Annotated in this window: 20 protein-coding genes and 15 tRNA genes; 1 reads left to right on the top strand and 34 read right to left on the bottom strand. The window is 44.5% G+C overall.

Annotated elements, in window-relative coordinates:
* Positions 1 to 92 precede the first annotated feature (92 nt).
* From purH to C1E58_RS01220, 13 genes are all read right to left on the bottom strand, one after another.
* Positions 93 to 1,640: a bifunctional phosphoribosylaminoimidazolecarboxamide formyltransferase/IMP cyclohydrolase gene (gene purH, locus C1E58_RS01280; protein ID WP_105209066.1), complete on the bottom strand. Its 1,548-nt coding sequence runs from the start codon at positions 1,638 to 1,640 to the stop codon at positions 93 to 95.
* Between the two features lie 9 nt (positions 1,641 to 1,649).
* On the bottom strand, positions 1,650 to 2,201 hold the full coding sequence (purN, locus tag C1E58_RS01275) for a phosphoribosylglycinamide formyltransferase (protein ID WP_105209065.1): 552 nt from the start codon (positions 2,199 to 2,201) through the stop codon (positions 1,650 to 1,652).
* Positions 2,198 to 3,220, bottom strand: a complete 1,023-nt coding sequence (gene purM, locus C1E58_RS01270) for a phosphoribosylformylglycinamidine cyclo-ligase (protein ID WP_105209064.1) — start codon at positions 3,218 to 3,220, stop codon at positions 2,198 to 2,200. Before purM ends, purN begins: the two co-directional genes overlap by 4 nt.
* 56 nt (positions 3,221 to 3,276) lie before the next feature.
* On the bottom strand, positions 3,277 to 4,731 hold the full coding sequence (gene purF, locus C1E58_RS01265; RefSeq protein WP_105209063.1) for an amidophosphoribosyltransferase: 1,455 nt from the start codon (positions 4,729 to 4,731) through the stop codon (positions 3,277 to 3,279).
* A 2-nt stretch (positions 4,732 to 4,733) separates the two neighbouring features.
* Positions 4,734 to 8,453 carry a phosphoribosylformylglycinamidine synthase gene (locus C1E58_RS01260; protein WP_105209062.1) on the bottom strand — a complete coding sequence of 1,240 codons (3,720 nt, stop codon included), beginning with the start codon at positions 8,451 to 8,453 and terminating at the stop codon, positions 4,734 to 4,736.
* Between the two features lie 11 nt (positions 8,454 to 8,464).
* Positions 8,465 to 9,172, bottom strand: coding sequence for a phosphoribosylaminoimidazolesuccinocarboxamide synthase (gene purC / locus C1E58_RS01255; protein WP_105209061.1), 708 nt, complete (start codon positions 9,170 to 9,172; stop codon positions 8,465 to 8,467).
* 117 nt (positions 9,173 to 9,289) lie between these two features.
* Entirely contained in the window at positions 9,290 to 9,538 is a 249-nt protein-coding gene (locus C1E58_RS01250; RefSeq protein WP_105209060.1) for a phosphopantetheine-binding protein, read from the bottom strand.
* The gene (gene plsX / locus C1E58_RS01245; RefSeq protein WP_105209059.1) at positions 9,531 to 10,538 is read right to left on the bottom strand and encodes a phosphate acyltransferase PlsX; all 1,008 of its coding nucleotides are present in this window, start codon (positions 10,536 to 10,538) and stop codon (positions 9,531 to 9,533) included. The genes C1E58_RS01250 and plsX overlap by 8 nt, the downstream gene beginning before the upstream one ends.
* A gap of 124 nt (positions 10,539 to 10,662) precedes the next feature.
* Positions 10,663 to 11,433 (bottom strand): hypothetical protein, encoded by a 771-nt coding sequence (locus C1E58_RS01240; RefSeq protein ID WP_105209058.1) that lies wholly within the window; start codon positions 11,431 to 11,433, stop codon positions 10,663 to 10,665.
* 1 nt (position 11,434) lies between these two features.
* Positions 11,435 to 12,310, bottom strand: coding sequence for an ABC transporter ATP-binding protein (locus C1E58_RS01235; RefSeq protein ID WP_105209057.1), 876 nt, complete (start codon positions 12,308 to 12,310; stop codon positions 11,435 to 11,437).
* A 27-nt stretch (positions 12,311 to 12,337) separates the two neighbouring features.
* Entirely contained in the window at positions 12,338 to 13,072 is a 735-nt protein-coding gene (locus C1E58_RS01230; protein WP_105209056.1) for a hypothetical protein, read from the bottom strand.
* 322 nt (positions 13,073 to 13,394) lie between these two features.
* Entirely contained in the window at positions 13,395 to 14,759 is a 1,365-nt protein-coding gene (locus C1E58_RS01225) for a sensor histidine kinase (RefSeq protein ID WP_105209055.1), read from the bottom strand.
* On the bottom strand, positions 14,756 to 15,490 hold the full coding sequence (locus C1E58_RS01220; RefSeq protein WP_105209054.1) for a response regulator transcription factor: 735 nt from the start codon (positions 15,488 to 15,490) through the stop codon (positions 14,756 to 14,758). The genes C1E58_RS01225 and C1E58_RS01220 overlap by 4 nt, the downstream gene beginning before the upstream one ends.
* 106 nt (positions 15,491 to 15,596) lie before the next feature.
* Between C1E58_RS01220 and C1E58_RS01215 the strand changes: the two genes are divergently transcribed.
* On the top strand, positions 15,597 to 15,938 hold the full coding sequence (locus tag C1E58_RS01215; protein WP_105209053.1) for a hypothetical protein: 342 nt from the start codon (positions 15,597 to 15,599) through the stop codon (positions 15,936 to 15,938).
* An 11-nt stretch (positions 15,939 to 15,949) separates the two neighbouring features.
* On the opposite strand, the gene recO is transcribed toward C1E58_RS01215, so the two are convergent.
* The 21 genes from recO to C1E58_RS01110 form a co-directional block, all read right to left on the bottom strand.
* Positions 15,950 to 16,714 carry a DNA repair protein RecO gene (gene recO, locus C1E58_RS01210; protein WP_105209052.1) on the bottom strand — a complete coding sequence of 255 codons (765 nt, stop codon included), beginning with the start codon at positions 16,712 to 16,714 and terminating at the stop codon, positions 15,950 to 15,952.
* The gene (locus C1E58_RS01205) at positions 16,701 to 17,879 is read right to left on the bottom strand and encodes a pyridoxal phosphate-dependent aminotransferase (RefSeq protein WP_105209051.1); all 1,179 of its coding nucleotides are present in this window, start codon (positions 17,877 to 17,879) and stop codon (positions 16,701 to 16,703) included. Before C1E58_RS01205 ends, recO begins: the two co-directional genes overlap by 14 nt.
* Positions 17,880 to 18,061: 182 nt before the next feature.
* Complete coding sequence (locus tag C1E58_RS01200) at positions 18,062 to 19,030, bottom strand: ribose-phosphate diphosphokinase (RefSeq protein WP_105209050.1); 969 nt, start codon at positions 19,028 to 19,030, stop codon at positions 18,062 to 18,064.
* A 101-nt stretch (positions 19,031 to 19,131) separates the two neighbouring features.
* Positions 19,132 to 20,370: a peptidoglycan hydrolase PcsB gene (pcsB, locus tag C1E58_RS01195; RefSeq protein ID WP_105209049.1), complete on the bottom strand. Its 1,239-nt coding sequence runs from the start codon at positions 20,368 to 20,370 to the stop codon at positions 19,132 to 19,134.
* 85 nt (positions 20,371 to 20,455) lie between these two features.
* The gene (gene mreD, locus C1E58_RS01190) at positions 20,456 to 20,971 is read right to left on the bottom strand and encodes a rod shape-determining protein MreD (protein ID WP_105209048.1); all 516 of its coding nucleotides are present in this window, start codon (positions 20,969 to 20,971) and stop codon (positions 20,456 to 20,458) included.
* On the bottom strand, positions 20,961 to 21,797 hold the full coding sequence (gene mreC, locus C1E58_RS01185; protein ID WP_105209047.1) for a rod shape-determining protein MreC: 837 nt from the start codon (positions 21,795 to 21,797) through the stop codon (positions 20,961 to 20,963). Before mreC ends, mreD begins: the two co-directional genes overlap by 11 nt.
* A gap of 57 nt (positions 21,798 to 21,854) precedes the next feature.
* Positions 21,855 to 21,942 (bottom strand) — tRNA-Ser (locus C1E58_RS01180).
* A 15-nt stretch (positions 21,943 to 21,957) separates the two neighbouring features.
* A tRNA-Ile gene (locus tag C1E58_RS01175) sits at positions 21,958 to 22,031 on the bottom strand.
* A gap of 28 nt (positions 22,032 to 22,059) precedes the next feature.
* Positions 22,060 to 22,132: transfer RNA gene (locus C1E58_RS01170), tRNA-Phe, on the bottom strand.
* A 73-nt stretch (positions 22,133 to 22,205) separates the two neighbouring features.
* A tRNA-Ser gene (locus C1E58_RS01165) sits at positions 22,206 to 22,295 on the bottom strand.
* A 5-nt stretch (positions 22,296 to 22,300) separates the two neighbouring features.
* Positions 22,301 to 22,374 (bottom strand) — tRNA-Ile (locus tag C1E58_RS01160).
* Between the two features lie 16 nt (positions 22,375 to 22,390).
* Positions 22,391 to 22,464: transfer RNA gene (locus tag C1E58_RS01155), tRNA-Met, on the bottom strand.
* Positions 22,465 to 22,474: 10 nt separating this feature from the next.
* Positions 22,475 to 22,548 (bottom strand) — tRNA-Pro (locus C1E58_RS01150).
* A 47-nt stretch (positions 22,549 to 22,595) separates the two neighbouring features.
* Positions 22,596 to 22,669: transfer RNA gene (locus C1E58_RS01145), tRNA-Arg, on the bottom strand.
* A gap of 14 nt (positions 22,670 to 22,683) precedes the next feature.
* Positions 22,684 to 22,767: transfer RNA gene (locus C1E58_RS01140), tRNA-Leu, on the bottom strand.
* Between the two features lie 7 nt (positions 22,768 to 22,774).
* Positions 22,775 to 22,846: transfer RNA gene (locus C1E58_RS01135), tRNA-Gly, on the bottom strand.
* 13 nt (positions 22,847 to 22,859) lie between these two features.
* A tRNA-Thr gene (locus C1E58_RS01130) sits at positions 22,860 to 22,932 on the bottom strand.
* A 17-nt stretch (positions 22,933 to 22,949) separates the two neighbouring features.
* Positions 22,950 to 23,031: transfer RNA gene (locus C1E58_RS01125), tRNA-Leu, on the bottom strand.
* Positions 23,032 to 23,034: 3 nt separating this feature from the next.
* A tRNA-Lys gene (locus C1E58_RS01120) sits at positions 23,035 to 23,107 on the bottom strand.
* Positions 23,108 to 23,173: 66 nt separating this feature from the next.
* Positions 23,174 to 23,246: transfer RNA gene (locus C1E58_RS01115), tRNA-Asp, on the bottom strand.
* A gap of 2 nt (positions 23,247 to 23,248) precedes the next feature.
* Positions 23,249 to 23,321: transfer RNA gene (locus tag C1E58_RS01110), tRNA-Val, on the bottom strand.
* Between the last annotated feature and the right edge of the window lie 39 nt (positions 23,322 to 23,360).

Below are 23,360 nucleotides of genomic sequence, written 5' to 3'. Positions count from 1 at the left end.
ATGAATAGTATAGCAAAAACAGACGGATTTTGATAGAAAGAACAGAAGAATGTTCGGGAATGGAAAAAGCTCACACGAGGTGAGCAAATTTCTCAATGTCTAAAATGTCTGACTCCTGTAAAGACCATGGTCAAGCCGTACTTGTTAGCCATATCAATGGAGTCTTGGTCACGGACGGAGCCACCTGGCTGAATGATAGCCTTGATGCCTGCCGCAGCGATTTCTTCCACGTTATCAGCGAATGGGAAGAAGGCATCCGACGCCAAAACAGCTCCTTCCAAACGGTCCTTGGCCTGCTCGATGGCGATACGGACGGACGCTACACGGTTGGTTTGCCCCGGTCCCACGCCCAAAGTCATCTTGTCATTGGTGATGATGATGCCGTTGGACTTGACGTACTTGGAGGACTTCCAAGCGAACTCCATGGCCGCCCACTCCTGATCGGACGGTTGACGCTCGGTCACCACCTGCCAGTCCGCTGGGCTTTCTACCACCACGTCCTGATCCTGCACCAAGAGCCCGCCGACAACGCCTGTGAACTCCTTTTCAACTTCACTCGCATCTTGTGCATCAAAAGCCAACTCTAAAATCCGAAGATTTTTCTTTTTATTGGTCAAAATAGCTAGTGCTTCTGCCGAGTAGCTCGGTGCGATGATGATTTCTAAGAAAATCGGGTGCATCTTTTCAGCCGTCGCAGCATCTACTTCCCTGTTCAGCACGACGATGCCTCCGAAAATCGATACTGGGTCAGCCTCATAAGCGTAATCCCAAGCCTGTTCAATCGTTTCTGCCTGTCCGATACCACAAGGATTCATATGTTTAAGAGCCACAACAGTTGGACGGTCCTTGAAATCACGGATAATCCGAATGGCCGCATCCGCATCACGAATGTTATTGAAAGACAATTCCTTGCCATTTAACTGTTTAGCAGAGGCAATGGAATAAGCTGTTGGAAGGGCATTTTGGTAGAAATCCGCATTCTGTTGAGGATTTTCTCCGTAACGCATAGGCTGATTGAGGTCGTAAGTAATGGTTAATTTTTCAGGCTTGTCTTCACCGACTTGCTTGGTGAAATAATCTGCAATCAGGGCATCGTAGGCTGCGGTGTGTCGGAAGACCTTGGCAGCCAATCGCTGACGCGTTGAGTAGGTCGTCTCACCCTGCTCTGCAATTTCCCCTAAAACCGTCGGATAATCTGCCGGATCCACCACAACGGTTACATTGGCGTGGTTTTTGGCTGCTGAACGAAGCATAGACGGCCCGCCGATGTCGATGTTCTCCACCGCCAAGTCGTAGGTCACGTCTGGACGCAAGATGGTCTCTTTGAAGGGATAAAGGTTGACCACCACCAAGTCAATCAAGCCGATTTCATGGTCGCTAGCTGCTTGCAAATGGCTGTCCAAATCCCGACGAGCCAACAAGCCCCCGTGAATTTTGGGGTGCAGGGTCTTGACGCGGCCATCCATCATCTCAGGAAAACCTGTCACATCGTCAATGGCAATAGTGCCCACACCAGCCTGATCTAAGGCAACCTTGGTACCACCGGTGGAGATAATTTCCCAACCAAACTTGGTCAATTCTTGGGCAAACTCTACAATGCCCGCCTTGTCAGATACGCTAATTAACGCACGTTTTGTCATGATTTCTCCTTATTTTCTCACTACCCCCAACTCCTCCAAGACTGCTGGATAGAGTTGGTATTCTGCTTCATGTATTCTGGCTTCAAAGGTTTCTAAAGTATCATCAGCCAATCGGGGCACTCGGACTTGCTGGATAATTTGTCCTGTGTCAATGCCACTGTCAACCCAGTGGACTGTTACGCCACTTTCAGACACGCCAGCCTGCCAGGCATCTTCAATCCCATGGGCTCCTGGAAATTCAGGCAAGTAGGCGGGGTGGATATTGATGATCCGACCTTCATACTGAGCCAGCAGGGTTGGTCCCACAATCTTCATATAGCCTGCCAAGACCACCAAGTCAATCTGGTGCTGGTCTAGCAGTTGGATAATGGCTTCTTCGTAGGCCTGCTTATCTGCAAACTCTTTTAATTCAAAAGCAAAGGCAGGAACCCCTAGTTTTTCAGCTCGTTCCAAGACATAGGCGTTTCTACGGTCTGAAAAGACAAAGTCTACTTCAAACTGCTCTGCGATGACCTGGAAATTGGAGCCGTTGCCTGATGCAAACACTGCTATTCGTTTCATTTGATGACCACACTCTTATCTTCCTTGGCGATGATGCGACCAATGGTGTAAACTTCCTCGTCAACTAGTTGACAGACGCTGTCAACCTTGTCTGGACTGACAGCCAGGACCATTCCGATACCCATATTGAAGATTTCAAACATTTCTTCATGTTTGATGTGGCCATATTTTTCAAGGGCCGTAAAGATTGGGAGGACTGGAATCTTATCTTCTTCAATCTCAGCCGCAAGATTATCAGCAAACATACGGGGAATATTTTCGATGAAACCACCGCCTGTGATATGGGCAATACCGTTGACTAGCCCTGCTTTTACTAAAGGCAATACCTGCTGGACATAGATACGTGTCGGCTCTAAGAGAACATCCTTTAGAGCTCTGCCATTGAACTCTGGCAACAGAGCGTCGCCAGAAACATCTGCAAAAACGCGACGGACCAAAGAATAGCCGTTGGAGTGAATGCCGCTGGAAGCTAGGCCGAGGAGAATGTCGCCCTCCTGGACCTTACTGCCGTCGATAATCTGGGACTTCTCCGCAATGCCGACGGCAAAGCCAGCCAGGTCATAGTCATCCTCTCCGTACATACCAGGCATTTCAGCCGTTTCACCGCCAATCAGGCCGCAACCAGCTTGGACACAGCCTTCAGCCACACCGGCCACCACCTGCTCCAGCTTGGCTGGTTCGTTTTTTCCTGTCGCGATGTAGTCGAGGAAGTAAAGTGGCTCCGCACCTGCTGCGATGATGTCGTTGACACACATGGCCACGCAATCCTGACCAATGGTGTCGTGCTTGTCGTACTGAATCGCCAGCATGAGCTTGGTGCCGACGCCGTCTGTTCCTGATACCAAGACCGGCTCTTTGACATCCAGTTTAGTCAGGTCAAACATCCCGCCAAAACCACCAAGGGCTCCCATAACACCCAGGCGTTCTGTCCGAGCTACGTGCTTCTTGATGCGTTCGACAACTTCATATCCCGCTTCGACGTCAACGCCCGACTGGGCGTAGGCATTTTTATTTGTCATTTTGATTCCTTTCAACAGTTTACAGGTCTGTCAAGTAACATTGACACCTCTGTTACTTACTTGACATTTTCAATATAAAAACTCGTTTTCTCTTCTAGGCTTCGGAGGTATTCTTCCTCGTAATCATAAAGAGGAGTTGGAAATTCTCCGTCGAAGTAGGCTACGCAGAGCCCGCCTTTTGGAGCGTCTGTTTCAATACCGATAGCCTCAATCATCCCCTCAAGAGAAAGGTAGGTCAGACTGTCTGCCCCGATAATCTCACAAACTTCCTCAGCAGTATGGTTGGCTGAAATCAGCTCCCGACGGGTCTGAATATCAATGCCATAGAAACACGGGTACTTGAGTTCTGGGCTACCGATAGCCACATGGACTTCTTTTGCCCCTGCATCACGAAGAAGCTGGACAATGCGGCGGCTAGTTGTACCGCGAACAATAGAGTCGTCAATCATAACCACGCGCTTGCCTTTGACAACACTTGAAACGGCTGACAACTTCATGCGCACACCCTGCTCCCGCAATTCCTGGGTCGGTTGAATAAAGGTCCGCTGGGTATACTGGTTTTTGATCAGCCCCATTTCATTTGGCAAGCCAGACTCTTCTGCAAATCCCATAGCAGCAGATAGGGAGGAGTTGGGCACACCAACGACAATGTCTGCTTCCTGTTGAAATTCCTGGGCCAAACGACGTCCCATGTTTTTTCTGGCTGTATGGACATTGACACCATGAATGACGGAATCTGGGCGGGCAAAATAGACATACTCCATGGAGCAAACTGCCAGTTGCGTATCCCTTGTATAGCTATCATATTGAATTCCTGAATCATCAATGACGACAATTTCACCAGGCTCCACATCTCGAACCCAGTCAGCCCCCACTACTTCAAAAGCACAGGTCTCACTAGCAACAACCCAAGCACCATTTTTCATTTTGCCTATTGAAAGTGGTCGGAAGCCATTTGGATCCAGAGCTGCGACCAGCTTGTCTTCCAGCATAATCAGGTAGGCAAAACCACCTTTAACAGTATTGAGGGCTTCCTTGATTTTGCCCATAAAATCTGGATTGTGACTGCGGCGAATCAAGTGCATGAGAATTTCCGTATCGGAAGAAGAAGAGAAAATAGAACCATTTTTTTCAAGTTCAGCCTTCAAACTAACCGCATTGGTCAAATTCCCATTGTGTGCCAAACCCACCTGCATATCTGCAAAATCAAAGAGGAAGGGCTGGATATTATTGATAGAAGCAGAGCCAGAAGTTGCATAGCGGACATGACCAATAGCAGCCCTTCCTGTCAAGGCTTCTAAATCTGCTGGATTTTTGAAGACTTCTGCAATCAGGCCAGTTCCACGATGGCGACGTAAATGCCCACCATCATTGGCTAAAATCCCTGCCCCTTCTTGTCCACGGTGCTGCAAACTATGGAGCCCAAAATAAGTAACCTGAGCAGCCTGTGGATGTCCCCAAATACCGAAAACACCGCACTCTTCATTGAGTGATTTAACTTCGTATGTCATATTTATTTTCCTGTAAAATAGCGAACCGCTGAAACAAAGAGCCCTTGGTCTTTCTTACCTGGAATGTTTTGGAAAAGACCGTCCTCGTACCGCTCCGAATGCCCCATTTTCCCGATAATCTGACCGTTGCGGCTGGTAATACCCTCAATGGCATGGCTGGATCCATTTGGATTGTACTTAGAATCCATGCTTGGCTGACCAGTAAAGTCAACGTATTGGCTGAAAATTTGCCCATTATCCCGCAAGATAGCGAATTCCTCGTCCGTCACCACAAATTTTCCTTCCCCGTGGGAAACTGGAATAGCGTGAATATCACCGACCTGGACACCTGCCAACCATGGTGAGTTGACATTGGCAATCCGCGTTTCCACCATTTTGGCAACGTGCTGGTTGGCATCGTTGTAGAAGAGGGTCGGACTGGTTTCACCTGCCTCCTCAAAGTTTCCATACGGCAATAAGCCCGATTTGACAAGGGCCTGGAAACCATTACAGATACCGATGATGAGGCCACCTTTTTCTATAAATTGGTCAATAGCAGAGCGGACCTTGGCGTTTCGTAGGATGGTCACAATAAACTTGGCAGACCCGTCTGGCTCATCCGCAGCCGAGAATCCTCCTGCAAAGAAAAGAATATGTGCCTTAGCAATATTGTCAACCATAGTGTCAACTGATTTTTCAATACTCTCTGCATCCAAAGTCACGAATGGCACCAGATTAACCTTGGCACCAGCCTGTTCAAAGGCCTTGGCAGAATCATATTCTGAGTTGGTACCTGGGAAGACTGGAATGTAAACTACAGGAACCTCAACGGCTTCTTTTGCTTTTATAACCGCTGAACTTGTGACTGCCGGAACATCCTGCAACTCCGTCGCCTGTTCAAATTCTGTTGGATATACTTCTTCTAGTTTGCCTTCAAAGGCTGCCTGCAAATCCTGTCCAGCTAGGTTGACACCGTTGACAAGGAGTGTAAAGTCAGCAGTGGTTTGTCCAATTTTTACAGCATCTGGAATGTCTTCTGTCGATGTGAAGACAAAGCCGCCAAGCTGACCTGTCAAGCTAGTTTCAAGATCTGCAAGTTCGACTCTTGCTCCGATTTGATTTCCAAAGGACATGAGGGCTAGGCTTTCTAGAACACCACCATACTTGACTGCACTAGCAGCCGTAATCACATAATCGCTCTGCCATTTTTCAAAAGTCTCAAAATTAGACTTGATCAGGGCAAAATCAATATCTTCGGACAAAATCTGACCTGGTAAGTAGTAAATGTGCTCACCAGCCGCCTTGAACTCAGGCGAGAGGACTTTGCGGCTGTCTGCCGTGGTCACACCAAAGGCAACCAGGGTCGGCGGAACTGTCAAGTCCTCAAAAGTACCAGACATGGAGTCCTTGCCACCGATAGATGGTAGGCCAAGCTGAATCTGAGCCTCAATCGAACCAAGCAGGGCCGCTACTGGCTGGCCGAAACGATCCGCCTGCTTGTCCATGCGTTGGAAGTATTCTTGATAGGAGAAGCGAGCCTTGGACCAGTTAGCCCCTGTTGCCACCAAGCGAGCTGTCGCTTCAATGACCGCATAGGCAGCCCCGTGATAAGGAGACCAGTCTGCCAGATAGGGATGATAGCCCTGAGCCATGACAGAAGCCGTCGTCGTCACGCCGTGTTGGACAGGTAGTTTCTGCACAGAACTTTCTGTCGGTGTCAGCTGGTGACGTCCTCCGAGAGGGTGGTTGACGGTTGAACGACCAACAGATGAGTCGAAAATCGTCTGCAAACCTTTCTGACTAGCATGGTTGAGGTCTGAAAGAAGGTCTTTCAAGTCCTCCTGTAGTGTTTCGACAGATGTTGTACGTCTTTCTGGCAAGTTGACAGGGCTGTCAACGACCTTGGCATCCACCACCACGCGCACCCCGTTGGTATCAAGGAAGGAACGTTCCAAATCAACAATGGTCTGTCCATTCCAGGTCATGACCAAGTTTGGTTTTTCAGTGACTTTAGCTACGACAACCGCATGGATATTTTCCTGACGGCAGGCTGCGATGAAGGCATCGACATCTTGAGGACGAACAACGACGCTCATCCGCTCTTGTGATTCCGAAATAGCAATTTCCGTTCCGTTCAAGCCTGCATACTTAAGCGGTACCTTGTCCAAGTCGATTTCAAGACCGTCTGCCAGTTCCCCAATGGCTACGCAGACACCGCCTGCACCGAAGTCATTGGATTTTTTAATCAAGCGAGTCACGTCACCATTGCGGAACAAGCGTTGGATTTTGCGTTCTTCAATAGCGTTTCCTTTTTGGACTTCCGCACCAGCTGTTTCGACAGACTCGACTGTCTGTACCTTGGACGAACCTGTTGCTCCACCGATACCGTCGCGACCTGTTTTGCCTCCTAACAAGATGACCACATCGCCTGCGACTGGTTTTTCACGGACCACATTTTCCTTTGGAGCTGCACCGACTACGGCACCCAACTCCATACGTTTAGCGACAAAGCCTGGGTGGAAATATTCACGTACATAGGTGGTCGCAAGACCGATTTGGTTACCGTATGAAGAATAACCATGTGCTGCTGTTTTAGAAATGATTTGCTGTGGTAATTTCCCTGGGCGAGTAGCTGTCAGAGGCTGGGTAATATCACCCGCACCTGAAATCCGCATGGCCTGATAGACATAGGAACGTCCTGACAAAGGATCACGAATGGCTCCACCGATACAGGTTGCGGCTCCACCAAAAGGCTCGATTTCTGTTGGGTGATTATGGGTCTCATTCTTGAACATGAGGAGCCATGGCTCTTTCACGCCGTCCACATCCACTTCAATCTCCACCGAGCAAGCATTGATTTCGTCCGACACTTCCATATCATCCAGACGTCCGTTTGCCCGCTCGTAACGACCAAAAATCGTCGCCATATCCATAAGCGTCTGCGGTTTGTCTGTCCGACCTAACTCTGTTCGCATAGCCAGATACTTGTCATAAGTCGCCTGCAGTTGCTTGTGGAATTTTGAAGCTGAAAAGTCAATAGACCTCAATTCGGTTTCAAAAGTCGTATGACGGCAGTGGTCACTCCAATAGGTATCCAAGACCTTGAGTTCTGTCTCAGTTGGCACTCGCCCGATTGACTTGAAGTAGTCCTGAATGAAGAGCAAATCTTCCACTTCCATAGCCAAGCCAGCCTCACGCTTGTAAGACGCAAATTCCTCTGTCCCATAGCTATCAAAAAAGTCCAAGTTTGGAATAGTCGCATCTGACACCGAAAACTCCTGGGCCACCAAAGGAGCATCCAAGTCCTTGAAACGTGAATCCACAGGGTTGAGCAAATAGTTCTTGATAGCAGCTAACTCTTCTTCCTGCACATTGCCATTCAAGATGTAAAGCCGACCTGTATTGACACGCACCTCCTGACGACTGCCCAACAAGAGAAGGGCCTCCTGACTGCTGGCCGCCCGCTGATCAAACTGCCCAGGAAGAGCCTCTATCGCAAAATAAGCAGCCCCCTCCAAGTCAAGCTCAGCTTCTGACAAGACCTTGTCCGTCACCTGCTCGGTAAAGATATGCTTGATCGCCTGCTCCAGCAAGTCCTCCTCAAGATTGAAAATATCGTACACCTGCACCAGACGTACACTCATCAAACTTGTCAACTGTAAATTATGGGTCAACTCCTTGCGAAGAGCCTCCGCCTTAATCTGAAAATCCGCCTTCTTCTCAACAAAAATCCGCTTCGCCATTTTTCCAATCCTTACTTCACTTCTTGTAACTTTGCCAATACGACCTCGTAAACCTCGGTCAATTCCCCGAGACCCCGACGGAAAACATCCTTGTCCAGATGGTTGCCATCCGCATCCCACAAACGACAATTATCAGGCGAAAACTCATCCGCCAATAAAATCTGACCAGACGAGTCGACCCCAAATTCTAGCTTGAAGTCCACCAAAGTCAGCCCAATCTGCGCAAACAAGTCCTTCAAGAACCCATTGATTCGTCTTGTTTCTTCCTTGATATAGGCAATTTCTTCTGAACTAGCTAGATTAAGGAAAGCAATGTGTTCATCGTTGATAAAAGGATCGTCTAATTCATCTTTTTTATAGTAAAATTCCACGATAGGAGTAGATAAGGCAATCCCTTCCTCCACACCGAAGCGTTTTGAGAAAGACCCAGCTGTCACATTTCGCAAAACCACCTCAAGAGGAATGATCTCCACCTTCTTATTCAACTGCTCCGTATCCGACAAGCGCTTGATGAAATGTGTTTGGACACCTACAGCATTCAACTTTTCAAAAATCAAAGATGAAATCAGATTATTGAGCCGGCCCTTACCTACAATCTGTTCTTTCTTACCACCATTAAAAGCCGTCGCCTGATCCTTATAAACCGCAACAATCTGGTCACTATCAGCCGTAGCGTAGATGTCTTTGGCTTTTCCTGAATAGAGAAGGTCTGTTTTCATGAGAATGTTCGCCTTTCGTAAAATATTCTAGTCTTTTCGTTTATTCTATCACACAATATTCGTGTTAACAAACAAAAATCTAAAATACTGTCGAATAAAAAGAAAAACGCCCGTAAACTACGAACGTTTTTGTAATTCTTCATAAATAAAATCCACAATATCAGATAGGGTTTCAAAGCGTTCAATGGCCGCATCCGGCACATCTACTCCAAACTCATCCTCTAAGGTCAGGACAAATTCCATGATTTCCACCGAATCTGCAGCAATATTATCGGCCAAGGTAGACTCAGGTTGAACATTGAAATCCTCACCTTTTTCATCTTGAATCAATTCAACAACCCGCTGATAGACTTGTTCTCTATTCATTGTCTTCCTCCACTACAGAAAATTTGGCAACTGATTTATCCACAATACCGGCCTCCAAAATTGAACGCGTCTGTTTAAGAGTGTAGAAAATTGATTGAGCATCGCTGGATCCATGGGCCTTTATGACAGGTGCTTTCAGACCAAGCAAGACAGCTCCCCCTGCAGTTTTATAGTCCATAGCCCCCAAGGCTTTTTTCAAGGTTGGCTTGACCAAAAGACCACCCAATTTAGCACGCAGACCACCATTCTTGATTGAGCCAGTCAACTGACCGACGATGGATTTTGCAGTCCCTTCGACTGTTTTCAGCACAGCGTTTCCCGTGAAACCATCCGTCACGACCACATCCGCCACACTGTTGAGCAACTCACGCGCCTCCACATTTCCGATGAAGTTAATCGACTTGTCTTCCGCCAAAAGTTTATAGGCTTCTTGGTGAACTGGCGTGCCCTTGGTATCTTCCGTACCGTTGTTCAAAAGTCCCACACGAGGTTGTTTGACACCACGCACGTGCTCCGTGTAAAATGAGCCGAGAATACCATACTGATAGAGGTGATGAGCTGTATTTTCAGCATTTGCCCCCAAGTCCATCATATCAAATCCCTTACCGTCCATAGTCGGCAAGGTAGACATAAGACCAGGACGGTCGATGTTCTTGATCCGACCGACCACAAAGACGCCTGCCGCCAAAAGAGCACCTGTATTTCCAGCTGACAAGACCGCATCTGCTTGGCCATCCTTGACAGCCTTGGTCGCTAGGACCATAGAAGCCTCTTTCTTCCGACGAATGGCCTTGACAGGCTCATCATCTGAATTGATTTTCTCAGTCGTATGGACGATGCTGACACGTTCTGTCGCTGTCAAATACTGCTTGATTTTTGCCTCATCGCCATAGAGCTGAATTTCAATATCTGGAAAGGTAGCCAAAGCTTGATTGACACCTTCTACCACTGCCTGAGGGGCGTGGTCCCCACCCATAGCATCTACTGCAATACGTTTCATCTATCTAGTTCCTTCACTTTAGTCTTAGAGATATTATAGCACGATTTCAGCTTTTTTCCTATTATTGAAAATAGCAGAGCAAAACAAAAATCCCCCTTCTCACAGCAAGAAAGGGAATAAGATCTTAAAATTCCATCTTTTTAAAATACTTTAAGGTCAGATAGGCTAATACTGTCGAATAAACCAAAGTAACCAAAACAGATGTTCCTAATGTTGAAAACAGGCTTGCTCCTTCATACAAGGCATTAATGTTACCAGTTGGAAAGAAACTAGCCAAACCAAATACACCTAAAATACTTGACCCAAGTGAGTAACCAAAGGCAACTGCCATAGTCGCTCCGACCCCTGAGTACAAGGAAACACAAGCAGCCAGCAAGACACAGACCAACATATCTAGCATGCCACCAAGGATACTTTGAACAAACCCTGCATTTTCATCCGCCAGTTGATCCCAGAAAGTCAAGGTAGCATAATCCATATGTCCAAAACGTGTGTAGTAATAAGGCACCATCACCAATAGGAAGATTCCTGTATAAATAAGGACAATCGTCACCAGACTCAAGACCTTGGCCCAAAAGATGTCCTGACGCTTGATGTCCTTATAGAGAAACATAGTATGACTATCCGCCTCACCCTTGAAGACTGTATAGGTTAGATAGAAAAGGGCAAGGATAGGTAGAGTAAAGTCATTTGAAGACTTAAATAAACTACCAGTCAAAGCTACAAATGAATAAAGATAGCCGTCACTTGCACCAGGCACCATGAAGTTGGAACCTTTTGGTAAAAAGGTTGAAGCCAGAAAAAGAGTCGGAAAGAGGAGGGCAAAGGCAAGGAAAATCTTGGTTTCCTTCCTCTTCCAAACACTGACAAAAACAGGTTTAAAAATTGCTAACATATTATTCACCTCGACTAAAAATTTCTTTCAAGTGGTTTTCTTTTACATGAAGCTTGCTGATCAAGTTTTGACTAGCTAGGTAGGCTAGGACAGCATTGAGTTCTCCACTACTTGCCTGAGTGGAAATCTCTAGGACATCCCCATCCAGAGTAATCGTCCCTGTCAGATAAGCTGAGAGAGCTTCCTTATCTGCTCTGCTATTGACCTCTACCAAGACGCTTGGAGCTAACTGCCCAGCAAACTCATCTGCCAACTGACCTTTTTCGATATAGACATAGCGCTCACAGAGAGCTTCCAACTCGCCAAGCTGGTGACTGGAAATCAGCATAGAGATATTGCGCTCCTGTGACCAAGACTTGAGAATATCGATCAACTGTTGGACACCGACAGGGTCCAGGCCCACGAAAGGCTCATCCAAGATGAGGAAGTCTGGCTCTGCTACCATCGCGATAGCCAAAGCCGTCCGCTGTTTCATACCAAATGAGAACCCTTTTGGCTTACGATTGCGAGCCTCCCACAAGTCTAAGAGCTTGAGAGTCTTTTCAATATTTGGAAACATCTCTGTCCGACCATGCAAAGTAAGGTAAAACTTCAAATTATCAATAACCGACATCTCTGGATAGAAAACAGGGTCAATCATAATCCCAAAATCCTTGAGCAAGTTATCTGCCGTATGAATATCCACACCATTATAGGTAATGGTTCCTGTTGTCGGCTTGAGGGATTTGGCCATCAATTTCATCAAGGTAGATTTCCCAGCTCCGTTTTTACCGATCAGGCCAACTATTTCACCTTTTTTAATCTCCAAACTCACATCTTTCAATGAGTAAAAGTCATTTCCAGCAAATTGTTTTGATAGGTTCTTGATTGTAAGCATTGTTATTCTCTCTTTCTTAGATATCTTTTAATATTCAATTTTTTCAAAATTCTTGCGTACCGAACGATAGGCTAATCCAAAATATAGCAGGAGCAAACCTAGACTAATAGCAAGAGCAAGTCCAAATGGAAACTGTCCAGCCAGTTTGGTCGCATAGGTCTGTGGGAAAGTATAGCGAAAACCATTTAAAAGTGGAGCGATTTGAGCAAAAATGTTAAAAAGTACCCCAGTCAAGACAGCCAGTAAGGTTGTTCGCTTGATGGATACTGCCACTACCAGACTGATTAAAATCAGATTTAAGCCAATCATCGTCAAGATATAGAGCCAACTATAAGCAGCTTGATGAGCAGGAAGCCAGTGAAAACCATACCGGGGAGCAATTGTAACGACATAGGTCAGGCTAGCGATAAGAACCGTCCCCAAGAAGTAAATCAAATAGACAGCAAAGAGACTGAGTAACTTGGCATGAAGAATACTAGATTTCTTGATATCCTTGTAAAGAAACAGGATTCCTGAACCAATCTCATCACGAAAGACCGACGATACGATAAAACCCATGATTAAGGCAGGTAAGACCAACTGGAATTGCAACTCCAAAGCCGACACGATAAAGGAAAGCCAACTACTTGCCACATCTGTGTTGATTTGAGCTCCTATACCAGCCAAGCTAGTTACCAACAAGGGCAAGAAGGCAAAGGCTAAAAGAATATTCACATCACGTCTTTTAAAAACGGATTGAAATACTGAAGGAAACAGATTCATAATTTAACTCCTTAGGACTACTACTCAATGAAAATCAAAATCAGGCTAGCTCCAAAGGTTTGGGGAACCTTTGGAGGTTGGAAATAGAGCGAACATCGTTCGTGTCTATATGGTGCAGATAGAACTCTGTTACTTTTCATATTTTCAAGTAACAGGCTGAAAACCTCCACTGGAGCTTTTCAGTCATCAAATCAAGTCAACAACGCCTGATTTTGATTTTCTAAGAGTATTGATTTATTTTACAAGAAGAGTATACCCCAAAAGAGCAATAAAAAATGACCACTCTAATGAATGGTCGTTTATTTGTCATGAACGGTAAATGTTATATTTCAACCGTCTGTGGCACATGTAGTTCTTGACGGAATCGAAAAGCCTGACTAGTCGTCACCAGTCTAATAGACGGATAGTGTGACAGGATTTTCTGCACATTGGCCAAACCAATCCCTCGCCCCTCTCCCTTACTGGATTTTCCATAAGAAAAGATAGATTTTGTTTGAATCCGTTCTTCCGCTGTGCTATTTTCAATGATAAGGATTTTTTCACCTTGGTCTTCAAAATAAGCCACAAGCAGACTCTTCTCAGCTGACAAACTGGCTGCCTCTATGGCATTGTCTAAAAAGACTGATAGGATAGTCACCATATCCAGCAATTCGATTCCTACTGGAGCGGTGCTGGCTTCTTCTATCTCAATGGTCAGCTGAATCCCCCGACTTTGAGCTTCCATCAGCTTAGCAGATAAAATACTTTTCATCGCAGTATTATCCAGATGAGCTAGATTTCCAATATCATAGGCATCTTGATAAAATTTCTGGTCTGTCCCTGCTAATACCGTTTGATAGATTGCCTTGATTTCACTGACATCTTCCTGCTTGATAGCTTCATTGAGACTGACCAAGATATTGGTATAATCATGTCGAAAACTTCTAATGTCCTTATACAGGCTTTCCACATGCTGACTGTAGTCTTCTAAAGAAGATAATTGAGTATCCTTGGCCTCCTGCAATTCCTCAGTCAACTGCTCTTTTAGCTTGGTATTGAGGAAAAAGAGACTACCAATAAAGTAAGCAAAGTAAATCTTAATAAAATCTAGATAAACCTGACTGTCCCCTATGCCAATAGCTACCGAAAAGTCCATTTCGCCTACTGATTGCCCAAAAACGAGCAACGCATGCACCACAACAACATAGAAGAGCATAGAATAAATTAGGTTCTTGAGACTCTTTTTAAACTTAGGGTAAGCAAAGACCTTCTTCATGTGCTGAAAATCAATTCCCAGCAAACGGATAAAGGTTCGATAAAAAGGAATAAAGAGCAAAAGGACCACTACCACAAAGAGAATATCAAGCCATTCCAGATTCGTCTGCCATAGTTGAAATGTTGTCCACTTAAGCTGGTAAATCCCAAAGGTTCGCTGAAATAAATCAACCAAGACAAAAGGTGCCAAACCGTAGAACAAGGATTGAGACCAAGTCCAAGACCGCTGAAACACCAAGAGATAGACCAGGAAATAAAAGGGTTCAAGGTAAGGAATACTATCTGGAAAAAGGATGAATAACCCAGAAAATAGACCTGAGAAAGCAAGCAATCGCCACCATTTCAAGCTCAGCTGACTCAACTGATTAAACACTCCAAGCTTGATAAACCAATCGATGAAGGACACTAGAAAAATGAGAACAATCGCTATCATTTACCCACCCTCTCCAGCAAACCTTTCAGTTTCATTCGAGAGACCAAGCAAGATTCCTCCTGTTCAAAATAAACCATCCGCTCCACAGCATCCACACGAAGAATATTAGCAGGATTGACCACATAAGCCCGATGGCTCTGGTACAAGCGTTCATCCGTTTTAGCAATATCCGACACCTTGCCATAAAACTCTGTATGACCTGACTTGGTTGTCAAGACGACCTTATGAGGCGTTGAAGAGGTTTCAAAATACAAAATATCTGAAAAAGGAACCTGAATTTGAGAAAACTCACTCTTGAAAACAAAAGCATCATCGCTCACAGTCTGACGGATATGACTATAAGCATGTTGGAGAACATCTGCTACCGCTTCCTTAAAGGCAAGCTCATCCAACCCCTTATCAATAAAATCAAGAGCTGACACACGGTATTTATAGGTCAAAGGCATAAATTCCGAATGCGTCGTCACAAAAACAATCACAGCATGCGGATCACGCGCTCTTATATCCCGTGCAATCTCCATCCCTTTCTTCTCCTCACCCCTAATCTCAATATCTAGGAAAAAGAGCTGATGATTTCCAGTCTCTGTCACAGCCTCAAGTAACTGCTGAGGTTTACCAAATACTTCCAAGGTCTTGTAGGCAACGTCACTCGTTTTTACAACTTCCTCAATCGCCTGCTCCAACCTAGCTTGTTGCATAAAATCATCTTCCAAGATAAAAATCCGTAACATCTCATCCCCCATTCATGACAAAATAAAGACTGTTCATGACAGCTCCACCCCATTTTCTCTAAAATTTCCTATACTAAGATATATCAAAGAAAGGAAAGGAACCTACATGATTTATATCCTAAAACCATTCTTCTATCCAAACACGATAGAAAGGATTTTAAACCAACTTGGGCGACCCTTCCAAGTTAAACACAAGGAAGATTTTCCCGTCGCCCATCAAATTAACTACTATTTTATCATAAATACCCCTCAAAATATATTCTGGGATGGAATGAAGGTAGCAAAAACCATTCGCCAGCGGGATGACACTGGACAACTCATCCTGATTGATGAAGAGCCTGACTACCAAGTCTGCTTCCGAAGCCACCTCTCCTTCCTAGCTGTCCTGACACCACACCAAGCCCAAACAGAATTAACAGATTATCTACAAAACAGCCCTCTCCATTGAGAAGGCTGTTCTTATTCTTCTGACTTCATAATCTGCCCCCAAGAAGACAAATCATCTATAAATTTCTTGGATTTCAAGTGAATACCCACATATTCTTCATAAAGTTGGTCAATAAAGAGCCGTAATTTTCGCTTCATCTCAGGCTTGATGGAAATGGTTTCCAGCTCATCAAAGGAAATAGCCTGAAATTGATCAAGTAGATAAGGTACATTGGGATCCAGATAAGCCCGTCGCTCATCTTCCTGATAGTGCTGCGGACACAGGACCCCGCTATACTTGTAGGAATAGTCGAAAGGCAAACCAACACGATGGCAGAAAGCACACTCATGAAAATTCAAACTAACACCAAATCGACCCAATAGCTGAATTTCAAAGATATTGGTTAAAATTTCATAATCCAGACCCGACTCCATCAAGTCTAAAGTCTTGACCAAAAATGCAAAAAGAGCTGGGTCATAGACCTTGTCCTGCAAGGCCGCATCTGCCAAGGCCAAGATATAGGTAGCATAGCTAAGTTTAAAAATATCACCGTTAATATTCTTAAATGGCTCTACCTGATGAAAGTCCTCAATATAAGACAGACCATCATCATTGATTTTAACGATAAAATCCGCATAGGTCAAAGGTTGGATAGAAGCTACCAACTTGGACTTAGAGGCATGTTTCACGAAAAACATTCGCTTGCCAGCCTTCTCTGTAAAAATCTTGACCAGCTTGTCATCTTCTCGAAAATTCCGATTGTAAAGGACTAATCCTCTAGTTTCAATTCGTTCCATTTTCTTCTAGATATTCCTTCAAACGAGCCATGGCTGTTTGAATTTTCTCCATACTTGCTGCATAGGAAATCCTCACATAGCCCTCCCCATACTGGCCAAAGGCTGCACCTGGAATAAAGGCCACCGCTTTCTTTCTCGCAAAGTCCTGTAAGAAACTAAAGGAATCTTTATTGTAACCCGCAGGGATTTTTGCAAAGATGTAAAACGCACCATCAGGCTTAATAATCTCAAAGCCCAAGTCCGTCATCTTCTCGATGATGTAATCCCTACGCTTGATATACTCCGCCCGCATTGGCAGAGCATCATCCTTACCATTTTTCAGGGCCTCAACTGCACCATACTGCATAGCAGTTGACGCCGCTGTCACAAGATACTGATGGCTCTTGATAATTTGAGCGATGATGGGAGCCTGACTCATAATCAAGCCAATCCGCCAACCTGTCATGGCATGGGACTTGGACAAACCCTGAATCAAAATGGTCTGCTCTGGCAAAAATTCCGCAATCGAAGTATGAGGCTGACCAGTATAAGTCAACTCCGCATAAACCTCATCCGACAAGACAAAGATAGGGTACTTACGCAAAACATCCGCGAAAGCTTGAATTTGTTCTCGTGAATAAGTCACACCCGTTGGATTGGCAGGATAGTTTAGAATGACCGCTTTTAGCTTGTCCCCCTGGGCAATAATCGCCTCTTCCAACATCTCAGGTGTCAACACAAAATCATTTGCCGTCGTATCGATTTCAACGATGTCTGCTCCCACCATATTGACAATCGGCTCATAACCAGGATAGGCAGGGGCAGGTAGAAGTACCGTATCTCCAGCTTCCAAAATTGCAACTAAACTGGCTGACAAAGCCTCTGTTGCACCGATTGTAGAGAGGATTTCATTTTCTGGATTGTAGTGCAAGTTGTATTTTTCTGCCACAAACTCCGCCGCAGCCTGACGCAACTCCAAAAGACCAGCCATCCCTGTATAATAGCTCTGGTTAGCATCAATGGCAGCCTTGGCTGCCTCTTTAACATGGTCTGGCGTTGTAAAATCAGGCTCTCCCAAGGTCAGTTTCAAAATCCCAGGAACGTCTGAAATGGACTGATCAAACTGACGAATCATTGAAACCTCAATGCGATTCAAATTTTTATTAAAACGGTCATGTAACTTCATAGCCGGCTCCCTTAAACTCATAATTGTATGCGAACTAAAAAGCTAGTGATGTAGATAAATCCCCTTAAAGTCCTACCGACTTCCTCACAGATTTCCTAACATCATACGCTTTTCTTAACGCTCTCATTACTTATATAAGAACATTATACCAAAAAGAAGAGCCATCAGGCTCTTCCAACTTATTATTTAGCAATTCTAGTTTCAAACAAAGGTGATAGTGGACGTTTTTCATGGATACGAATAATAGCATCCGCCAACAAATCTGCTGTTGAAATATGTTCAATCTTATCAATCAAACGTTCCTGGGGAATTTCGATTGTATCCAAAACAACCAATTTTTCAATTGCTGATTTTGTAATATTATCCATAGCTGGTCCTGACAAAACAGGATGGGTACATGATGCATAAACAGCCGTTGCACCTGCCTCCGCCAAAGCATCTGCCGCATGACAAATGGTACCAGCAGTGTCAATCATGTCATCAATCAAGATACAGGTCTTGCCTTTAATATCGCCAATAATGTTCATGACTTCCGACGTATTCATCTTATCAACACTACGGCGTTTATCAATGATCGCAATCGGTGTTTTCAAGAATTGTGCTAATTTACGGGCACGTGTCACACCACCATGGTCTGGTGAAACAACCACATAGCCATCACCAACCATACCACGACGTTCAAAATAATCAGCAATCAAAGGAGCCCCCATCAGATGGTCCACCGGAATATCGAAGAAACCTTGAATTTGGGCAGCATGAAGGTCAATGGTTAACAAACGATTCACACCAGCAGTCTGCAACATATTGGCTACTAATTTAGAAGTGATTGGCTCACGAGCACGAGCTTTCCGATCCTGACGTGCATAGCCATAATAAGGCATTACTACGTTTACTGATTCAGCAGATGCACGTTTTAGGGCATCTACCATAATCAAAATTTCCATTAAATTATCATTAACAGGTGAGCTAGTTGACTGAAGAATGAAGACATGGGTTCCACGAATTGATTCTTCAATATTTACTTGAACTTCACCATCTGAGAATTGACGAACACTTGATTTTCCCAAAGGAATTCCTATTTTTTTCGACACCTGTTCAGCTAACTTTTGATTTGACGAAAGAGCGAACAATTTTAAGTCAGTAAACGCCATGACAGCCTCCTCTATATTTCTACCTTTACTATTCTAACGCTTTTTCTTTCATTTTTCAAACAAAAATAGAGCGCAGTTTCACTACGCCCCTATGAAAAATCTTAATATGGAGGATAAATGTAATAAACAGCACCCTCTGAAGTTGTTGTTGGATTGAAGTAGCCACCACGGTGGTTGCCAATATAACGACGACCCATATAGTTAGACTCTACAACTTGAATACTTGTAGAAGATTCAACCGCAGTAACAACCGCAACGTGACCATAGTAGCCACCAGTCCATACCGCAATTGCTCCAACCTGTGGAGTAGAACCTGTACGGAAACCTTCCGCAGCTGCAGAAGCTAACCAGTGTTTCGCATCACCCCAGTATGGACCAACCCATGAAAGTTGTGATTTAACACCCCAAGTACATTCACCAACCGGGTAAGATGAAGCATCAAAGCTAGCATTACGAGCTGCTGCTGAGCTACCTGAACCAGATGAAGAGGATACCACTGGAGTAGAAACAGTTGGTGTAACAACAGGCTCACTAGCCACTGCTGCCTGAGCAGTTTCTGATGCAGCTACTACTGGAGCCGCAACTGATGCAGCCTGTTGTGCTGCTAAGGCACGTTGTTGAGCTTCATATTCTGCCTGACGCGCCGCAGCCTGACGTGCTGCTTCTTCAGCAGCAGCTTTTTGCTCAAGCAAAGAATTTTTCTCATCTTCAGCAGTTGCTTTTTGAGCCGCAAGATTTAATTGAGCAACTTGTAATTCTGCCTGACGAACCTGCAAGATTTGGGCGTCGTCTTCTAATTTCTGACGGTTAGCTGCTAAAGTATTGATTGCTTCCTGGTTTGCCTTTTGTTTTTCTACAATAACTTCTTTATCCGTCTTTTGTTGTTCTAACATACGGTTGTTAGCAGCAACAATCTCACGCATGGCATTGACACGCGATACAGCATCCACGATTGATTTAGAGTCCAAAATCGTGTTGATATAGCTAGATGCAGATGCATCTGTTTGAGCACTACGAGCTTGTTCCTTCAAAGCACCATCGCGTGAAACAATATCTGCCGATAGACGCTCAATATCAGCAGCCAAAGCCTGTGATTCAGCCTCCAAACGTGTATTCTCTTCTGTCAATTTTGCCTGTTCAGCAACAATCTCATCTACTTGCCCTTGGATAACATCAACCTGTTGTTGAGCTTCTGCTTGTTGAGCTGTAAGTTCACTAATTTGTTGATTTTTAGCTGCAATCTGACTATCAATATCATTCGCAACAATCACAGCCACATCATTCAAACTTGTAAGAACGACTGTGCTTAACAGTAATGTAGCTAAGATTTTTTTCTTCATAAACTAATACTAACTCCTCTATACTTTCTGACTATACCATTTTAACAAAAAAATTGCGTAAGTATATTACGCAATTATTACATTTCTATGTCTTATTTGTAATTCCAAAAATACGCTCTAACACAGGCTGGATAAGTAAAAATAAAATAAGATTAAACAATAGACTAGGCAGTAATTTGTTAAAAACAAAGATGAAAACAGACAGGTTTGTCATCTGAAAAACACGAGCAAATAAATAACTAATGAATTCAAACTGAAAAATTGAAACCAATAAAATCAATAAATTGATTGCCCTCTTACTTCCCACACCTTGAAAATAAAAATAAATACAAAAAATAACCAAGGGCAGAGTAGTTGTTGCCATCCCAATGAAGCCAAGATAAACAACATCATAAACTAAGCCCAAAAGTGCAAAAACAACTAAAGAAATAGATAAGGGAACATAGTTTGCATAAAAAATAGCAAACATGAGCAAAATATGGCTAGATATGGCAAATAGACCTACAGACATATTTGACAAAAGGGTTGATACTTGACCATCTATCAATAAGATAAAAAGTAGAACAGGAAACATGAAAAATTCTAAAACTCTATTGTGCATCTGATTGTCCCACTACTAATACTGAATAAATAGCTGAAAAGCTTGCCGAAGGCTCTACATACAGCTCGCGATTTAGATTATTGCTACTAGACTTGACCGAACGAACCTTACCAATTTGAACATTTGCAGGAGTTGCACCAGCCAAATCACTTGTCACCACATTACTACCGACAGCAATATCATCCGTAGCGTTCAACTGATTGACGATAAAACTATTAGAATCCAAGTCAAAGCCAGATAGAATGCCATAGACATCTTTCGAATTGATTGTAATCTTTACAGGAAGTTTTGTAAATTCATCAGCATTAGTAAATAATTTTACAACTGATGAGTTAGCATCAAGGGAACTAACAACACCAACCAAGCCTCCATTCGCAAGAACAAGAGCATTCTCAGAGACACCCGAATTCTGACCAACATCTATCGTCAAATGTTCTGACCATGAAGCAGGCGTTCTTACCAAAACAGAAGCTGGAATATAGGACTTTTCTGGAAAAGCCGAAGCCATTTCCAAACTCTTTCTTAATGATTCATTTTCAGCTTTCAAACTAGTATTCTCATTTGCAAAATCTTGCACAGAAAGCAAGGATTGTTTTAAATCCTTATTTTCTTCATAAGTAGCCAATAAATCAGAAATAGATGATTGTTGTTCAGAGAAAAAACGAGTAGGTACAGATAAAAAGGTTTGAATGGGACTTACTAAGGCATTTACAGCAGAATTTACCACTGGTAATTCTGCTCCCTTTGAAAAAGTTAAAAACAACAACGAAAAAGATAATAAGAGAAAAACAGAAATTGCAATCAACAATTTAGAAAATTTATTCATAACTCCTCCAACAAGATACAATAAAACGAGAGTATCAAATGATAATCTCGTTCATTACGGAGAATAAGGGATTCGAACCCTTGCGCCAGTTACCCGACCTAACGATTTAGCAAACCGTCCTCTTCAGCCTCTTGAGTAATTCTCCATTTATTGAAAATAATGGGCACGAGTGGAATCGAACCACCGACCTCACGCTTATCAGGCGTGCGCTCTAACCATCTGAGCTACGCGCCCAAGAACATATACTTGGACAAGTAAATAATGGCGCGAGACGGAATCGAACCGCCGACACATGGAGCTTCAATCCATTGCTCTACCAACTGAGCTACCGAGCCATAAGATTATTGCGGGACCTGAATTTGAACCTAAGAGCCTCAAGTCCTAGCTACTCCATCCCAAATGAATGAAAGGAGGATGTGGGATTCGAACCCACGCACGCTTTTACACGCCTGACGGTTTTCAAGACCGTTCCCTTCAGCCGGACTTGGGTAATCCTCCAATTATGGACCTTGTAGGACTTGAACCTACGACCGCTCGGTTATGAGCCGAGAGCTCTAACCAGCTGAGCTAAAGGTCCAGCAAACAAGAGTAAATAGCGGCGAAGGGGATCGAACCCCCGACCTCCCGGGTATGAACCGGACGCTCTAGCCAGCTGAGCTACACCGCCAAAATATCAATCGGGAAGACAGGATTCGAACCTGCGACACCTTGGTCCCAAACCAAGTACTCTACCAAGCTGAGCTACTTCCCGCTATCATTAAAAATAAAGCTCCCCTAATGTGATCATTAAGCGAGTTATGCACCCTAGAGGATTCGAACCTCTAACCGCCTGATTCGTAGTCAGGTACTCTATCCAGTTGAGCTAAGGGTGCTTCTATAAAGTCCATGCCGAGGACCGGAATCGAACCGGTACGATGTTGCCATCGCAGGATTTTAAGTCCTGTGCGTCTGCCAGTTCCGCCACCCCGGCCTCTCAAAGCGAACGACGGGATTCGAACCCGCGACCCCCACCTTGGCAAGGTGGTGTTCTACCACTGAACTACGTTCGCAACCTATTCTAAATGCCGGCTACATGACTTGAACACGCGACCCTCTGATTACAAATCAGATGCTCTACCAACTGAGCTAAGCCGGCCTATTAGTATTTCCATATGCGGGTTAAGGGACTTGAACCCCCACGCCTGAAAGCGCCAGATCCTAAATCTGGTGCGTCTGCCAATTCCGCCAAACCCGCATATGACTCGTGCTGGGCTCGAACCAGCGACCCATTGATTAAAAGTCAATTGCTCTACCAACTGAGCTAACGAGTCGTAAATATGTCGCAAACTTTCGTTTACTCTATTTCCAACTTCGAAATATCTCCTAGATATTTCGAACGGTCCCGACGGGAATCGAACCCGCGATCTTCGCCGTGACAGGGCGACGTGATAACCGCTACACTACGGGACCTATGGGAGTTAACGGGATCGAACCGCTGACCCTCTGCTTGTAAGGCAGATGCTCTCCCAGCTGAGCTAAACTCCCTTGCGCTAAGCGACTACCGTATCTCACAGGGGGCAACCC

It is taken from the genome of Streptococcus suis, from assembly GCF_002964575.1.
Classification (GTDB): Bacteria; Bacillota; Bacilli; order Lactobacillales; family Streptococcaceae; genus Streptococcus; species Streptococcus suis_R.
Note: the sequence above shows the minus strand (reverse complement) of the source record. Positions and strands in the feature narration are given on the sequence as shown.

What these genes read in the sequence shown, in the direction of transcription:
- purH (WP_105209066.1), bottom strand. Translation starts at nt 1,640, where the DNA reads ATGACAAAACGTGCGTTAATTAGCGTATCTGACAAGGCGGGCATTGTA.
- purN (WP_105209065.1), bottom strand. Translation starts at nt 2,201, where the DNA reads ATGAAACGAATAGCAGTGTTTGCATCAGGCAACGGCTCCAATTTCCAG.
- purM (WP_105209064.1), bottom strand. Translation starts at nt 3,220, where the DNA reads ATGACAAATAAAAATGCCTACGCCCAGTCGGGCGTTGACGTCGAAGCG.
- purF (WP_105209063.1), bottom strand. Translation starts at nt 4,731, where the DNA reads ATGACATACGAAGTTAAATCACTCAATGAAGAGTGCGGTGTTTTCGGT.
- C1E58_RS01260 (WP_105209062.1), bottom strand. Translation starts at nt 8,453, where the DNA reads ATGGCGAAGCGGATTTTTGTTGAGAAGAAGGCGGATTTTCAGATTAAG.
- purC (WP_105209061.1), bottom strand. Translation starts at nt 9,172, where the DNA reads ATGAAAACAGACCTTCTCTATTCAGGAAAAGCCAAAGACATCTACGCT.
- C1E58_RS01250 (WP_105209060.1), bottom strand. Translation starts at nt 9,538, where the DNA reads ATGAATAGAGAACAAGTCTATCAGCGGGTTGTTGAATTGATTCAAGAT.
- plsX (WP_105209059.1), bottom strand. Translation starts at nt 10,538, where the DNA reads ATGAAACGTATTGCAGTAGATGCTATGGGTGGGGACCACGCCCCTCAG.
- C1E58_RS01240 (WP_105209058.1), bottom strand. Translation starts at nt 11,433, where the DNA reads ATGTTAGCAATTTTTAAACCTGTTTTTGTCAGTGTTTGGAAGAGGAAG.
- C1E58_RS01235 (WP_105209057.1), bottom strand. Translation starts at nt 12,310, where the DNA reads ATGCTTACAATCAAGAACCTATCAAAACAATTTGCTGGAAATGACTTT.
- C1E58_RS01230 (WP_105209056.1), bottom strand. Translation starts at nt 13,072, where the DNA reads ATGAATCTGTTTCCTTCAGTATTTCAATCCGTTTTTAAAAGACGTGAT.
- C1E58_RS01225 (WP_105209055.1), bottom strand. Translation starts at nt 14,759, where the DNA reads ATGATAGCGATTGTTCTCATTTTTCTAGTGTCCTTCATCGATTGGTTT.
- C1E58_RS01220 (WP_105209054.1), bottom strand. Translation starts at nt 15,490, where the DNA reads ATGTTACGGATTTTTATCTTGGAAGATGATTTTATGCAACAAGCTAGG.
- C1E58_RS01215 (WP_105209053.1), top strand. Translation starts at nt 15,597, where the DNA reads ATGATTTATATCCTAAAACCATTCTTCTATCCAAACACGATAGAAAGG.
- recO (WP_105209052.1), bottom strand. Translation starts at nt 16,714, where the DNA reads ATGGAACGAATTGAAACTAGAGGATTAGTCCTTTACAATCGGAATTTT.
- C1E58_RS01205 (WP_105209051.1), bottom strand. Translation starts at nt 17,879, where the DNA reads ATGAAGTTACATGACCGTTTTAATAAAAATTTGAATCGCATTGAGGTT.
- C1E58_RS01200 (WP_105209050.1), bottom strand. Translation starts at nt 19,030, where the DNA reads ATGGCGTTTACTGACTTAAAATTGTTCGCTCTTTCGTCAAATCAAAAG.
- pcsB (WP_105209049.1), bottom strand. Translation starts at nt 20,370, where the DNA reads ATGAAGAAAAAAATCTTAGCTACATTACTGTTAAGCACAGTCGTTCTT.
- mreD (WP_105209048.1), bottom strand. Translation starts at nt 20,971, where the DNA reads ATGCACAATAGAGTTTTAGAATTTTTCATGTTTCCTGTTCTACTTTTT.
- mreC (WP_105209047.1), bottom strand. Translation starts at nt 21,797, where the DNA reads ATGAATAAATTTTCTAAATTGTTGATTGCAATTTCTGTTTTTCTCTTA.